Origin of the sequence: Veillonella sp., assembly GCF_018364065.1 — a bacterium.
GTDB lineage: Bacteria > Bacillota > Negativicutes > Veillonellales > Veillonellaceae > Veillonella_A.
This window is the reverse complement of record NZ_JAGZMO010000004.1, coordinates 10,460-27,462: the sequence shown is the minus strand read 5'-3', so window position 1 is coordinate 27,462 and position 17,003 is coordinate 10,460. Positions and strand designations below refer to the sequence as shown.

At 43.1% G+C, this 17,003-nt stretch carries 4 protein-coding genes; all 4 read right to left on the bottom strand.

Annotated features, from left to right (window positions below):
* Nucleotides 1–26 precede the first annotated feature (26 nt).
* The gene (thrC, locus tag KHZ77_RS05060; RefSeq protein ID WP_295196324.1) at nucleotides 27–1,526 is read right to left on the bottom strand and encodes a threonine synthase; all 1,500 of its coding nucleotides are present in this window, start codon (nucleotides 1,524–1,526) and stop codon (nucleotides 27–29) included.
* Between the two features lie 289 nt (nucleotides 1,527–1,815).
* A complete protein-coding gene (locus KHZ77_RS05055) occupies nucleotides 1,816–6,717 on the bottom strand; it encodes an ESPR-type extended signal peptide-containing protein (RefSeq protein WP_295196322.1) in 4,902 nt (1,633 codons plus the stop codon).
* 810 nt (nucleotides 6,718–7,527) lie between these two features.
* On the bottom strand, nucleotides 7,528–10,983 hold the full coding sequence (locus KHZ77_RS05050; protein WP_295196320.1) for a YadA-like family protein: 3,456 nt from the start codon (nucleotides 10,981–10,983) through the stop codon (nucleotides 7,528–7,530).
* Nucleotides 10,967–17,002 carry a hypothetical protein gene (locus KHZ77_RS05045; RefSeq protein ID WP_295196318.1) on the bottom strand — a complete coding sequence of 2,012 codons (6,036 nt, stop codon included), beginning with the start codon at nucleotides 17,000–17,002 and terminating at the stop codon, nucleotides 10,967–10,969. The genes KHZ77_RS05050 and KHZ77_RS05045 overlap by 17 nt, the downstream gene beginning before the upstream one ends.
* Nucleotide 17,003: the final 1 nt, after the last annotated feature.

The following is a 17,003-nucleotide window of genomic DNA, read 5'->3' as shown; positions in this document are numbered from 1 at the left end:
ATGCCTAATAGTATCCTTCCTACCTATTATTTTCCAAATGTGTCGACAAAATCAAGAATTTCTTTCCCCATCAACTCTTTATCAATGACCTTCGTAAAACGAAGCTCCTTCGCTTCCAGTCCGGCCAGTTCTTTCGGGAATGCTACGCCCGTAACGGCACTGATGTGCTCAAGACTTTCATAAGGCGTCTTGCCCGTCTGAATGTCCAACGCCTCGCAAATCGGCATAGGAAACTTGAACGGATGTGCCGTAGCGGCAATCACCGTGTGGCGTGCTCCGTCTTCCGGATGAGCCTGAAGTTCTTTCATATAGGCTCCCATGGCCACCGCTGTGTGCGGATCCATCAAGTATCCATAGGAATTATATACTTGCTCGATAACAGCCTTAGTCTCTTCGTCAGATACGAATTGACCGGTGAAATTCTGCTGTACACGTTGTAACTCTTCGTCAGAAACGCTCATAGAGCCGGTGCTCTTCAAGTCCTTCATGCGCTGCGCCGTAAGTTCGTAGTCTTCACCACTCACATAGTACAGGAATCGTTCGAAGTTGGAACTTTCCAAAATATCCATGGATGGTGAAATGGTTGTATAAAAATCACGGTTCATATCGTATGTACCGGATTTAAAGAAATCAGTAAGCACATTATTGCGGTTCGATGCACAAATCAACTTGCCGATTGGCACGCCCATCTTTTTCGCAAAATACGCCGCCAGAATATTACCGAAGTTGCCGGTTGGCACCACCACATTAAACGCTTCATCACGATGAATGGCCCCTTGATTTACCAATTCCGCATAGGCTGCCACATAGTACACAACCTGCGGTGTCAAGCGACCAATATTAATGGAGTTGGCACTGGAGAATGCCACACCTTTTTCAGCCACTTTCTCAGCCATATCCGCATCAACGAACAGGCGTTTTAAAAATTGCTGCGCGTCATCAAAATTACCGCGAATCGCTGTTACATTTACATTGTCGCCGGCCTGCTTCTGCATCTGCTCCTGCTGCATTGGACTTACGCCGTCAGTAGGATAGAACACCTGAATGTGCGTGCCCTTTACATCTTTGAAACCTTCCAAGGCCGCTTTGCCCGTGTCACCGGACGTAGCTGTCAAAATCAAGGTTTCCTTCGTATCCCCTTCCGCCTCTTTCGCAGCGGTCAACAAATACGGGAACAAGGACAACGCCATGTCTTTAAACGCTTGAGTGCGTCCATGGAACAATTCCAACACAGATACTCTCTCTAAAATAGAATGAAGCGGCGCAATATCCGGTGTTGCAAAATTCGCCTTACTGTAGGCCGATGCAATCATAGAACGCAATTCCGCTTCGCTAAAATCAGAGAAGAAATACTGCAGTACCATATACGCAATGTCCTCATAAGACTTATCCGCCACCATATCATAGGTGATACAACGTTCAGGAAATCTCGCAGGCACATACAAACCGCCGTCAGCGGCCAAGCCATGGAGCAAAGCATACGTTTCATTTACGGTTTCTTCACTTCGTGTACTTCTATATTTCATCTCTCCACCCTCATATCTCTTAAACTGAAATCACAGATCAAATAAAGTCTCTTGGTAATACACTTTATCTATACTATGCTTTCAGTTAATTATACCGAAAATATTCGTTTTTCGCTACCCATTACCGCCTCGATTCAAGTTGATATTTAAAAATAATTGAGACCGGAGCATAAGCCCCGGCCTCAACTGATTGGTCAGTATTTGCTACTGCCCTTTACGGTAACGTCTCTCGTTAAACCATCTTATTAACTTATTATACTAACTCATCGGCTTGAACTAATTTCTCAGATTATTTTCTTAACTCCGCAACAGCTTCCAGCAATTGTTGAATCTGTTGTTTTTGCTCTTCCAATTGAACGCTTTGTGCTTCAATTTTTTCATTCTGTGACTTGAGCATGGACTGCTGGCTGTCTACTACGCCGCGTAAGCTGGTAATTTCCTGAGCCATAGCCTGGTTAGATGAATAGTTCACAGTTTGACCGGCACCAACACGCCATGTTACACCGGCATTAACCATGTTCTCACCGCCGCCGTAGGAACTGCCGATACTGAACATCAAATCACTATGCGGACGATAGAACGCACCAACCGCTACCGCATTAGCCCCTTTGTAGTTACCAACGCCGGCTGCAAATTCCCAACGTGTCGTTGGATTGTAGTCCAGTGGATGTAACGCTGCGAGAGCTGCTGCACCGGCACCGACGCGATCTAGGCGGTTGTCCAGTTTGTTGATTTGGTTGCCTAACTGATTCATGCCGGAACCAATATTCGAAACTGTATTGTCGAACGTGCTCTTATTGATTGCATCAGTCGGACTCTTAGCTTCGCCAATATTGGAAATAGTTTTACCACCTGCATCAATACCGTCTTTCGTAATGGATGGGCCATCTTTAATCGTCAGGCCATCACTGTTAACTGTCGTATCGCCTGCAGTTACTGAACCGGTAGTTACTGTATTACCGCTGATAACCGTCGTCGCATCACCGGAGCCTACCGTAATACTGTCGCTGGCCGTTAATGTCTTTGTGGATACACTTTCAAGGCCGGTAAGTTTGGAGGATAACTTAACGCTAAAACCTTTTTCGCCGTTATTAACTACACCGATATTATTGTTTGTTAATGAACTTGTGTCGGCGCCACCGGTGAGACTTAAAGCATCATCTTTACCGAGTACAACTTTTGTGTCACCGTCACCAGTAATTGTTCTCGTAGCGTTTTTAATACCTTCACTAATCTCGCCGACTGTACCTGCGATGTCACTCAACTGACCTTCAGTAGCGGCACGATCTCTAACGACACCATTCTTTTCAGGATCCCAAGTTGTATTGTCGAGACCGGTAATATAGTTGCCTGTCTTATTCGGATTAATCAAATTACCATCTTTATCGGTAGCCGTATCGGCTTGTTTCCCAATAACAAGTTGACTACCTTCGGCACCGATTGTCACTTGGCCTTCAGATCCATTAACAACGACTTGATTATCTCCAGAACCTGCGGTAATAGTTGCTGCATTACCATCAATGGTTACCTGTTTAGCGGTGTCAGTAGTATCACCTAAGGTAATTTTATCTTCTAAGTTGATAGTGTTAGTCTTAACACCGTTGTCATCGGTTGTGGAGTCGATTCGAATGTTTTTACCGGCTGTTAGCGCACTATCAGCAGCTGCCTTCGTCACTTTAGCATCTAACGCTTTAAGCTGAGCCACGTTCACTGCGTCCGTATCATTAGAGCCGGCTGCCACATTGGTAATCTGACGAGTAAGACCTTCTTCTTTATTACCAATAGATACAGCACTTGTACCGGATACCCATGGAGCCACAGCCAAACGATATTTTTTCATAGCCTCTAGAGCTTTTTGATCATTTTCCGGCGTTGGATTTTGATTACGATTGTAAATGGCTTCATTCGCAGCGTCCATTGCAGCTTGCATTTCTGAAGTAAAAACGAAATCTCCACCCACATTCGGATCATAGCCAAGATAATTTCCATCACGATCTGTAACAGAATATGAGCCTAACGCAATTCCATTTGCCATTGTAGCAACAGCGTTTCGTCCAAGAGCCAACCCATTTGCGGACGTAACACCGGCACCACGCCCAACTGCAACACCACCATAGGCCCCCTCTGATGCCGTGGCGAAGTAACCAATAGCAATGCTCTCTTCCTCTAAAGCCGATGCAAACGGTCCTATTGCAATAGTTTGTAAATCTGTTGCCTGCGAAACCGCGCCTATAGCAATACCATAATTATCGGTTGCTTTAGAACCTGAACCAAGTGCTATTGTATTTGAACTTGTGGCCTCTGCTCGTTCCCCTATAGCAGTAGATGTGCCACCTGATGCTTTACTTTGAGTACCAATAGAAATGGCATCCCCGCTACTTGCTGCAGCACCTTTACCAAGCGCTATACTTTGAATTCCACTAGACGAAGCATCTACACCAATTGCCATTGCATGAGCACCGGTAGCGCCCTTATTGTCTTCATTGCTTGTTACAACAAAGCCTTCAGGGTTTACGCTAAAGAAACTAATTTTATTGGCGTCAACTTTACTGTTTACTGCTTTCAACTGAGCTACGTTAACAGCATCAGTATCCAATGTACCGGCAGCTACATTCGTAATCTGACGAGTAACGCCAAGCGAACTGTCACCGACAGAAACAGCGCCTAAGTGAGATTCCCAAGCACCGACAAGGGTTCGATATGCTTTCGCTGCTTCTTCAGCTGCTTTAAGTTTATCTGCATTATCTGGATCAGCTACGGATGCTTTTGAAGCTTCCTGCCATGCCGTATAGGCAGTTTGCATCTCCTGAGTTAATACAAACGTCGTGCCTGTCGATGGATCGTAACCAAATTCTCTGGCACTTCGGTCAGCCACAGAGAATCCACCTAAGGCAACGCCACTTTCAATCCCGTCGACCTTTGAAGATACGCCGATGGCAACAGCATTTTTGGCATTAGTCACAGTCGCATAATTACCGAATGCTGTGCCATAATCTGAACCAGTTACTTTTGCAAGATACCCAAAAGCATTAGCACCTGTAGAATCAGCTATATTGGCATAACTGCCGACGGCTGTTGAATTCACCGAATTAGTGATTTCTGTTTCAAAACCGATAGCATTAGATTCCTTAGAGTTTTCACCTACATAGGAATAACTACCAACGGCCATGGCAGAATTACTATCAACTTTTTTACGAACCTTTGTACCACTACCATCATCAAATTCATCAGCTATACCAATAGCAATAGAGTGCTCAGTCTTTGCCTTCGCATAGGCACCAATAGCAACCGATCCCATATCGGCCTCTGCCTGATTACCACCAGCAAAAGAATACTGACCGGCATAAGTATCAAAACCAACGGCTGTGCTTTGCATCCCATCAGCAACACTGTTTTGACCTACCGCCAACGCAGCAGCACCGGTTGCTTTAGCATCATTAACAGGATAGCCACCCGCATACACGTCGATAAATTTAAGTCCGATTTGCACATCAGCTCCATCTTGCTTTAACTTGATACCTTTACCGGCCTGCAAAGTAACGAATTCATCGGCAGTAACATCATACGATACACCTTCTGCAGTGGCATCTGCAGCCTGTTTAACGTCCGGTCCTTTATCTACAGCCAGCGTCCAACCATTTGATAATTTAGATATCTTGGTTTCATTATCCGTAGCTTTATCATACACTTTTCTAAGCTGTGCCACGTTAACCGCATCATAATCATCAGCACCACCGGCTACATTAGTAATACGGCGATGATTTGCTTCAAATTCATGGGTGCCTAAAGTATAGGCTTTATTGCCGACAGAAACAACACCGTTGTTTTTTGAAAACTTTTCATCAGTCAAATATGCTTTTGTCGCCACATCGTCTTCAATAATAGCTAACGAAAGCGAACCTAGGGCAACGGAATAATTAGAGGCAGCACGGGCGCTATTACCAATAGCAACACTGTATTCTACCTCAGCGGAATCGTCCAATGTATTTGTAATGGCTTCTTGACCGATAGCTACTGCACCTCGACCATAGGCACGGGCCCCGAATCCCAAGGCAGTGGCAGCTCTACCATCGGCTGCAGCTTTATAACCGAGTACAGAAGAATACTCCCCTCGAGCTTCTGCACTTCTACCGATTGCCACCGTTTGATTATTAAACGCATTAGCACCGGCTCCCATCGCAATATTCTGGTAACCATAGGCTTTAGCCTCTGACCCGATAGCAATAGTGTCTTTAAGTCTAGTATAGTTCTGTGCCGTATCTTTTGTTGTACCGCTTACAGCTACCCCATTATCATGAACCGCCGTACTCGGCGTAACTTCATCACCGATGTACGCATTGTACCCCACGGCTAAAGCACGGTCAGCATTTGAACCAATTACAGCTCCACGTCCCATACTAAGTGATTCTCGAGATGCCGTCGTAGACTTAAAACCTATGGCAGTTGATTCCGAAGCAGTTGCCTTAGACTCAACACCAAAAGCAGATGAAGAACCACCCGTAGCTTCAGTTTTATTCCCTACTGCAACGCCATTGCTACCGGATGCCACCGTTGATAACCCTATCGCAATAGCATTGGAAATTGAAGAATTTGCCCCCACCCCGATAGCTATACTATTACTACCGGAAGCCTTAGCCTTATTCCCAATAGCCATGCTAGTCTTCCCGGATGCCTCAGCTTCATCACTAACAGCTATACTTGTACTCCCAGTTGCTTTAGCTCCTTTACCAAGAGCCGTAGCCAAATACCCTGCTTCAGCTTGATTACCAATCGCTGTACCTGAAGAACCGGTTGCCGCTGCTTTGTAACCAAGAGCGGTAGCAAAAGAAGCTGTTGCATTAGCTCCATTACCAATAGCAGTGGTATATGCATCAGATGCAGTCGCAGTATTACCAACAGCAACTGCCTGTTCTCTACCTGTTGCTTTAGCCGAACGCCCTATTGCAGTATTCGTAGTCGCCGTCGCCTCAGAGCTGGTCCCATATGCAACACCGGATCCCGTCCCCGTTGCCGTATCGGCCGCATAACCAATACTTGTCATACCTGCACACAAAGCCAGCACCGATAGAGCTACGCCTATATTACGCCCCATTTTGCTCTGTGATGCTTTGCCATTATTTTTAGCTAATTCAGAAACTACTACATAACCATTTTTTACCTTACTCCAAATAACCTTGTAATTCTTATTCATTCAAACGCCTCCCTTAACTCGAATAAATATAAGTTTTAACAACATTTCTTGTTAAAGTAAAAAGTGAATCCATTTTTGCTAAATCCTACAGTTTGCAGTTTTCTACCTTATTCAGTTTTTCTAAATTTCTAAAATAAATAATCCTGTTTTCCTTATTAAACATCCTCTATCAACAACACGCCTCACCAATCACTGCATATTAAAATTAATCTAACATTCATCTTAATTTTATATTTAAAATTTTAACATGTCAACTTTCAAAGCACTTTTTTCTACACGCCATGTTAAATATCTATTTTTAAAACTATCCTTATTTTATCGATATTACTTTGATACTTTTATATAGTAACGTGATTAATCATTAAACCGGAGTTACATTTTAATATTTTCTCTATTCTCATAACGAAAACAGATATCTTATTATATATAATTTACTTCATATTATTTCGCTCTATTCACTTCATTTAATTTTAATTTTTACTAAGTTATATTTAATTATAGTTTCTTATAATTATTAATCGTTTAAATTAAATATATTTCAAATACTCTTTATTCTATCATCCTTCCTTTCTCACTATTAAAATTTCACACTTCGTTATAAAAATTCATTTACTTCGTTTTCATCGTTTTTATATTTAAACAATTATATTGCATAGATAACAAAGCATTATAATTGTTAACTATTTTAGAATTTTTCCTAATATAAAAACCGACCTCCCAAAGTTAGCGTTTTACGTCTAACCTCAAGAGGTCGATTTAAAATTATTTACTTGTCAGTTCCTATCGTCTTCTATTCTAACCACTCACTAATTATTTATTAACTAAAGCATTTACAAGTTTGGTCAACTCTTCAATACGGTCTTTTTGTTCTGCCACTACTGATTTCAAATCTGTTAATTCGCCTTTTTGATCAGCTACTACAGTTTCTAAATCATTAATCTTCTGTGCCATTTCACGTTTAGAGCTGTATTTTAGAGTTTCCCCGGCACCTACACGTAAGGTTACACCGGCATTAACCATGTTTTCTCCGCCACCATAGGAACTACCGAAGCTGAGCATAGTGTCACTATTAGGTCGATAGAATGCGCCTAATGCCAAGGCACTTGCACTCTTATAATTACCTACACCGGCAGAAATTTCCCATTTCGATTCAGGATCATATTCCAGCGGATGTAAAGCTGCGAGTGCGGCTGCACCGGCACCTACACGATTAACTCGATTATCCAACTTGTTAATACTATTGCCGAGTTGGTTCATGCCGTTACCGATTGCATTTACAGCACTGTCAAACTGCCCTTTATTAATAGCATCCGTTGCTTCTACACCATCAGCAACATTTTGAACTCTATTACTGCCCATGCTGATTGCATCATTGGTAAGAGTAATATCAGATTTCGAAGAATCAGTAGCTTTAATCGTTACACCACTGTCACTAACAGTTGTGTTACCTGTCGTTACGGAACCGGTCGTAACAGACTTATTAGAAATAACCGTCTGACTGTCACCTGTGCCAATGGTTACATTGTCGTTACTAATGGAAACATTGCCAATATTGGCTTTTTCAGAAACGGTTAATTCATTGGTCGTTACTGCATTCGAAGTTACAGACTCAAGGTCTTTGAGGGTTTTAGACAATTTAATGTCAAAACCACTGCTAGCCGCATTATTTACAACGCCAATATTACCTTCCGTTAACTTAGTAGTATCAGCTCCACCTTTGAGGTCCAATACATCATCCTTACCGCGTTCAATTTTTTCACCGGTATCACTGTTAAAACCACGTTTAGCCTTATTGATAGTTTCAATATCTTTATTAATACCATTAATTTTACCATCCACTTTGCCAACGATATCGTTTAACTGACCTTCTGTAGCGGCACGATCGGGAACGTAGCCGTTTTCATCAGGCTTCCAAGTCGTGTTTTCGAGCCCGGTGATGAATTTTCCTTTTTCTGTTACAGCATTGCCATTAGCATCAACTTTAGGTGTACCGTCAGCATTCGTAACAGCTACATCTTGGTTACCCATTACGATAGTGCTATTACCTTCGCCAATCGTTACTTGGCCTTTGGAGCCATCAACAGCATCTTTATTATCTCCAGAACCGGCTGTAATAGCAGCTTTAGTACCGTCAATAGCTACTTGGTTGGCACCGGTGCCAGCCGTTACCGTCGAATTAGCTCCATCAACGACAACTTTATTAGAGCCACCATCGCCGGCACTGATTATAGCGTCATTGCCGTTAATTGCTATGTTCTTACCGTCTTTATCTCCAAAAGCTAAATTATCACTTAAAGAAATTTTTGTACCTGAACCATCTCCCAGTGGTGTTACGGTAATATTATCCCCTGCTACAACCTTATTAGCTGTGATGGTCGAAGAAAGACCATCATAAGCCGCTTTCAATTGATCTTCCGTAGCAGCACGACCGCTTACGATACCATCCGTTGAAGGATTCCAATCTTTATTGGTCAGGCCGGTGACGTATAATCCACTTTCGGTTTTACCGTCTTTATCATCTTTAGTATAGGTTACGGATTGGTTAGCAATGTAAATACCACCGCTAATGGCACCATCTTTCACCGTACCACCAATACGGGCACTATCAATACCGGATAAATTTTTAGCCAATTTAACCTGTAAACCATTTTCAGTTTTTACAACACCAACATTATTCACATCGGTTAACAAGCTATTACCGTCAGCATCCTTAGCGGCTACACCACCATAGATAGTTAGTGTTTCACCGTTTTTCTTAGTAATTGTAGCATCTTCCGATGTATCATCACCGGTAAACTTCAAGTTAACATCCTTAACCGCTGTATCCATTTCGCTCTTAGATGCAATGTCCCCGACTTCAAAGGAGGTATCGTCATTACGGGTAAAGGTCAACTTGTTGTTTTCAAATTTCGCTTTGCTAACGTAAGTATCCTTCAGGCTGTCAATCGTAACGGTACTGCCGTCCTGCATCGTCAATTTAATCGTGCCTGAACCGTCAGCCGCATAGGTTACGTCACTGGATTTAATCAGACCGCCTTTGAGCTGACCCAAGTTGACGATATCCGTGTCTTCCGTACCGGCGGCAACGTTGGTGATTTTATTACCACCATTGTCGAGACCGGTATTGGTCAATGTAACGGCCGAAACAACCGGATTTTCTACGGCGCTTACGGTAGTCCCGTCAGCTTTGGTGTAGACATTATTCGTCGCATCGTAGGTAGCACCAGTTAAATCGGAGTACCACTTGCCGTCTTGACCTTGAACTAAGGCCTTGCCTTCAGCATCTTTAGCACCGGTAGGCGCAAAGGTAATGCTGCCGTCACCCATGGAAACGTTTTTAGCCAACTTAACGTTGAGTGTCCCCTTATCCGTATCAGCTACGACACCGATGTTATTGGCTGCTGTGAATTCACTCGCTCCACCAAGAACACTAAGGGTTTCACCGTTTTTCCTAGTGATTGTTGCATCTTCAGACACATCATCACCGGTGAATTTCAGGTTAACATCCTTAACGGCTGTATCCATTTCACTCTTAGACGCAATGTCTCCGACTTCAAAGGAGGTATCGTCGTTACGGGTAAAGGTCAACTTGTTGTTTTCAAATTTCGCTTTGCTAACGTAGGTATCCTTCAGATCGCCAATTTCAACGGTACTGTCATCCTGCATCGTCAATTTAATCGTGCCCGATCCGTCAGCCGCATACGTTACGTCACTGGATTTAATCAGACCGCCTTTAAGCTGACCGAGGTTGACGATATCTGTATCTTCTGTACCTGCTGCGACGTTAGTGATCTTATTGCCACCATTATCGAGACCAGTATTGGTTAATGTTACGGCCGAAACGACCGGATTTTCTACCGCACTTACAGTAGTTCCATCAGATTTAGTATAGATATTATTCGTTGCATCATAGGTAGCACCCGTTAAATCAGAGTACCACTTGCCATCTTGACCTTGAACCAAGGTATTGCCTTCAGCGTCTTTCGCACCGGTAGGCGCAAAGGTAACACTGCCGTCACCCATAGAAACGTTCTTAGCCAATTTAACATTGAGTGTCCCCTTGTCAGTATCAGCTACTACACCGATATTATTAGTTGCTGTAAATTCACTGGCTCCACCAAGAACACTAAGTGTTTCACCATTTTTCCGAGTGATTGTTGCATCTTCATCCGTATTATCACCGGTAAATTTTAAATTAACCTTGCTATTTTCCCCTACGATATCAGCAGTAGTCGCAATATTATCTACTTCAAATTTTTTTATCATCGTTGCGAATAATGGTTAACTTATTACCGTCTAGGCTAGCTCCCTTAATGTATTTATCCTGCAAGCCACCGATTTCAACGGTACTGCCATCCTGCATCGTCAACGTCATTGTACCTACACCTGCATCAGTGTATTCCAATTTGCTGGACTTAATTGTACTGCCCTTGAGTTGTTTCAAGTTTACGATGTCCGTATCCTCTGTACCGTCAGCAACGTTAGTGATCTTATTGCCACCATTATCCAGACCAGTATCGGTCAACGTAACAGCTGAAATTAGCGGATTTTCTACCGCACTCACGGTAGTTCCGTCAGCTTTCGTGTAAATATTATTCGTTGCGTCATAGGTAGCATCGGTTAAATCCGAATACCACTTGCCGTCTTGACCTTGGACCAGAGCATTGCCTTCAGCATCTTTGGCACCAGTAGGCGCAAAGGTAACGCTGCCGTCGCCCATAGAAATATTCTTAGCCAACTTAACGTTAAGTGTCCCTTTATCCGTATCAGCTACGACACCGATGTTATCGGCTGCCGTAAATTCCTTGGCTCCGCCAAGAATGTTGAGGGTTTCGCCATTTTTCTTAGTAAGGGTGGCAGATTCATCCGTATCATCACCGGTAAATTTTAAATTAACCTTGCTGTTTTCACCTACGATATCAGCGGTAGTCGCAATGTTATCTACTTCAAATTTTTTATCATCATTACGAGTAATGGTTAACTTATTACCATCTAGGCTAGCTCCCTTAATGTATTTATCCTGCAAGCCGCCGATTTCAACGGTACTGCCATCCTGCATAGTCAACGTCATTGTACCTACACCTGCATCAGTGTATTCCAATTCGCTGAACTTAATTGTACTACCCTTGAGCTGTTTCACGTTTACAATGTCCGTATCTTCCGTCCCGGCGGCTACGTTAGTAATCTTATTACCGCCATTATCGAGACCTTTGTCGGTCAGTTTAACGGCTGAAACTACCGGATTTTCTACCGCACTTACAGTAGTGCCGTCAGCTTTCGTGTAAACATTATTCGTCGCATCGTAGGTAGCATCGGACAAATCAGAATACCACTTGCCGTCTTGACCTTGAACCAGGGCATTGCCTTCAGCATCTTTAGCATTAGGAGCAAAGGTAATACTACCATCACCCATAGAAACATTCTTGGCCAATTTAACATTAAGTGTACCCTTATCAGTATCAGCTACGACACCGATATTATCAGCCTCTGTGAATTCTTTGGCTCCGCCAAATATGTTGAGAGTTTCGCCATTTTTCTTAGTAAGGGTCGCAGCTTCATCCGTATCATCACCGGTGAACTTCAAGTTAACATCCTTAACGGCTGTATCCATTTCGCTCTTAGACGCAATGTCCCCGACTTCAAAGGATGTGTCGTCGTTGCGAGTAAAGGTCAACTTGTTATTATCAAGTTTCCCTTCTTTAACGTAGGTATCTTTCAAGCTATCAATCGTAACTTTACTGCCATCCTGCATAGTCAAAGTAATGGTGCCTGCACCAGCATCTGTGTATTCTACTTTACTGGATCCAATCGTACTACCTTTGAGTTGCCCTAAATTAACAATATCTGTATCTACCGTACCGGCAGCTACATTCGTAATCTTATTACCACCATTATCGAGACCGGTATTCGTCAAGGTAACGGACGAGACGACTGGATTTTCTACCGCACTTACAGTAGTTCCGTCAGATTTCGTGTAAACATTATTCGTTGCATTGTAAGTAGCGTCACTTAAATCGGAATACCACTTGCCGTCTTTCCCTTGTACCAAAGTATTGCCGTCAGCATCTTTACCAGTAGGGGCAAAGGTGATACTACCGTCACCCATGGAGATAGACTTAGCCAATTTAACCTTAAGGGCTTCGCCGTCTTTTACGACACCGATGTTATCAGTCGCTGTGAATTTGCTGGCTCCGCCAAATATGTTGAGCGTTTCTCCGTTTTTCTTAGTAAGGGTAGCAGTTTCACCCGTATCATCGCCAGTGAACTTCAAGTTAACATCCTTAACGGCTGTATCCATTTCGCTCTTAGACGCAATGTCGCCCACTTCGAAGGAGGTATCGTCGTTACGGGTAAAGGTCAAGGTATTGTTTTCAAGTTTCCCTTCTTTAACGTAGGTATCCTTCAAGCCGTTAACCTTTACTTCCTTGCCATCTTGCATTGTCAAAGTTACAGTACCTGCACCGGCATCGGTGTATTCTACTTTACTCGATCCAATCGTACTGCCTTTGAGCTGTTTCACGTTTACGATATCTGTATCTTCCGTACCGGCAGCTACGTTGGTGATCTTATTACCGCCATTGTCGAGACCGGTATTGGTTAATGTTACGGCCGAAACTACCGGATTTTCTACCGCACTTACAGTAGATCCGTCGGATTTCGTGTAAACATTATTCGTTGCATCGTAAGTAGCATCAGACAAGTCAGAATACCACTTGCCATCTTGGCCTTGTACCAAAGTATTGCCTTCAGCATCTTTTGCACCTGTAGGAGCAAAGGTAATACTGCCGTCACCCATAGAAACGTTCTTAGCCAATTTAACGTTAAGTGTACCCTTATCAGTATCAGCTACGACACCGATGTTATCAGCCGCCGTGAATTCCTTAGCCCCACCAAGAACACTAAGGGTTTCACCATTTTTCCGAGTGATTGTTGCATCTTCATCCGTATTATCACCGGTGAACTTCAAGTTAACATCCTTAACGGCTGTATCCATTTCGCTCTTAGACGCAATGTTCCCGACTTCAAAGGATGAGTCGTCGTTGCGGGTAAAGGTTAACGTGTTGTTTTCAAGTTTTCCTTCTTTAACATAAGTATCTTTCAAACCGTTAATCTTAACTTCCTTGCCATCTTGCATCGTCAAAGTCACAGTACCTGCACCGGCATCTGTGTATTCTACTTTACTGGATCCAATCGTACTACCTTTGAGTTGACCTAAATTAACGATATCTGTATCTACCGTACCGGCAGCTACATTAGTAATCTTATTACCGCCATTGTCGAGACCGGTATTGGTCAACGTAACAGCTGAAATTACCGGATTTTCTACCGCACTTACAGTAGTACCATCAGATTTAGTATAGATATTATTCGTTGCATCATAGGTAGCATCAGATAGATCAGAGTACCACTTACCGTCTTCCCCTTGGACCAAAGCCTTGCCTTCAGCATCTTTTGCACTGGTAGGCGCAAAGGTAATGCTACCATCACCCATGGTTAAATTTTTAGCCAATTTAACGTTAAGTGTACCTGTTGCAGCATCAACTACTACACCGATGTTATTATCCGTCAAAGAATCGGCATCGGTATTACCGCCGATAACATTGAGCGATTCACCTAAATCACGATGAACAACGGTAGTGCCATCATCACCCTTGAAGTTAAGGCCGGTTGTTCCAACATCTTTTAGCTGGGCTACGTTAACGGCATCTGTATCTTCGCTACCGGCAGCTACCCCGGTAATCTGACGATAGATGCCTTTTTCTGTATTACCAACTGAAACAGCGTCTGCAGTCGACATGTATGCAGCAAACATATTTCTCAACTCTGTACGAGCCGCCTGTAATTTCACATAATCCGGGTTGTTTGTCGAAACAATACTACTTAAAGAGTTTTCACCATCATTATTTTCCTTAATCTTCTGCTGATACGCTCTAATTTTAGCTAAACTAGCATTATAGGCAGCGCTACCTTCAGGATTCTTATAGAGATTTTCTATTTCAGCACTTAATAAATCTTCATTATTCTGTCGTTCACTAATATAAGCGCGGTATTGGCTTTCTTGAGCCGCTAAGTCGGAATAGCCGTTAATCGTGTCCACTAACTGATTATACTCAGCGGTTTTACCTAATTTTTCTGCTATAGCCGCTTGGTCTGTCGAACCCAATGTAGTGAAGTAACCGATGGAACCGGAACTCCTATCTGCCAAACTATTATAGCCTAATGCTAAACCACCGGTATTGGCTACTGCTCCTTGACCGATAGCAATCGAACCGACTTGATTAGCTTGAGCTGCACCGCCCATTGCAATAGCATCTGTTTTAGGAGCTTTGGCACTAAAGCCGACAGCAATTGAATCTACTCCGTTTGTTAACGTGTAATTGCCAAGATTTATACTGCGTTCACCGTAATTCTTATTATTAAACCCGATGGCAACATTACTAGAACTGCTGCTTTTACCGGTAACAATATTTCTTCTACCAATAACAACACCTTCTCGCGCAATATTTTCATTACCATATACATAGGTGTTATTCACCAATTTCTCAGTTACGCTATCAGTATTAGCATCATAGGAGATATCCTTTATGGTATTTCCAAAACCTGTTGCAACAAGATTCCAATTGCCGAGACCTGTCGTAATGTCATTTGAACCAATAACTGCCGCATCGCGACTGGACTTATCATCCGGCACACCTGCTTGATCATTATCTTTATTAGCTTCTTTTTTAGTATTGATAGATACATAAGAAATCTTATTAGCATCAACCTTATCATTCAAGGCCGTCAATTGTGCTACGTTGACCGCATCGGTAGCCTGTGTACCGGCCGCCACATTAGTAATCTGACGTGTCAATCCCGTTTCGCTATTACCAACAGACACAGCGGCACCGGTTGCCTGCCAGGTAGATACGAGCTTATTGGCTGCCGATTCTTTGTCTTGTAAATCCGCACGTGCTGCCAAAAATTGTGTATTAAGGTCTTTTATTTTATTAACAATTTCAGCTCGACGTGTATCATTCGCTGTATCGTATTCAGTTTGTAAATCAAGGATTTGTTTAGCTAATGATGATACATTACTCTGGGCAGTAGTGATTTCAGATTGCAAATTATCATAGGTGTCTTTATTATCGCCAAGTAAGATTTCTTGTGTTGTAATCTTATCACTTGGATCGTAACCCAAGACACCTGAGTTTACATTTGTTTTGGAATAGCTACCGAGAGCTACACCGCCTTCAATAGAAGCCGTTGAGTTTTCACCTAAGGCCGTTGCCGAGTTAGCCGTTGCCTTAGCCCCATAACCGGTGGCTGTGGCAAAATCTCCATCCGCTGCAGCCGCACTACCAAACGCACTGCCAAATTGACCTTTTACACTAGAACCAAAGCCCGCAGACAAGGCATTAATACCGGATGCCGTAGCTTCACTCCCAACAGCGGTTGCCTGATAGCCGGTACCTTTTGCTGTATGACCTACAGCAATTGATTCCAGCCCTGTTGCATTGGCATCACTGCCTACCGCTACCGTTGAATGACTGGACGCTTTAGCATAATCCCCCACAGCGGTAGAACCTATACCGGACGCATTAGCAAAATCCCCTAAAGCAATAGTATTATAATTAGTTGCTTTAGCTTTAGCCCCCATAGCTGTTGCATTAGGTTTCGTTGCCTCAGCAAACACACCAATGGCCACAGAATCATCACCGGTAGCACCACTATTATCTTTATTATCATTGTCTCCGCTGGAAATAGTATTTATGGAAACATAGTTTATCTTATTGGCATCAACTTTGTCATTGAGCGCTTTTAATTGAGCCACGTTAACGGCATCCGTATCTTGTGTACCGGCAGCCAGGCCCGCAATTTGACGCGTTCCGGTTGCTGTTGTAATCGCACCTGTAGAATCCTCTGCCGTAATACCTATGGCTACAGCACCCATAGTAGCACGCCAAGTCGGCGTAGTTTGTTGCTCTTCAGTTAACGTTACCGATGTAGGGATATAGCCACGTATACCGGATGTTACAATATTGTATGAGTTAGCCCCCAAAGCAACGCCGTCATTAACATAGGCACCAGCTGATTTACCGATAGCCAACGATCTAGTAAGGTTTGCTCTGGCACTCGGGCCAATAGCCATAGAATCAGTACCCAAAGCATTAACATTTTCATCATTGTCTTTATCAGTAGTCGATACGGCAAAGTAATGGACTCTGTGTTTTTCAATTTTAGTATCTAATTTCTTTAATTGTGCTATATTGGCAGCATCCGTATCTTGAGTACCGGCAGCCACG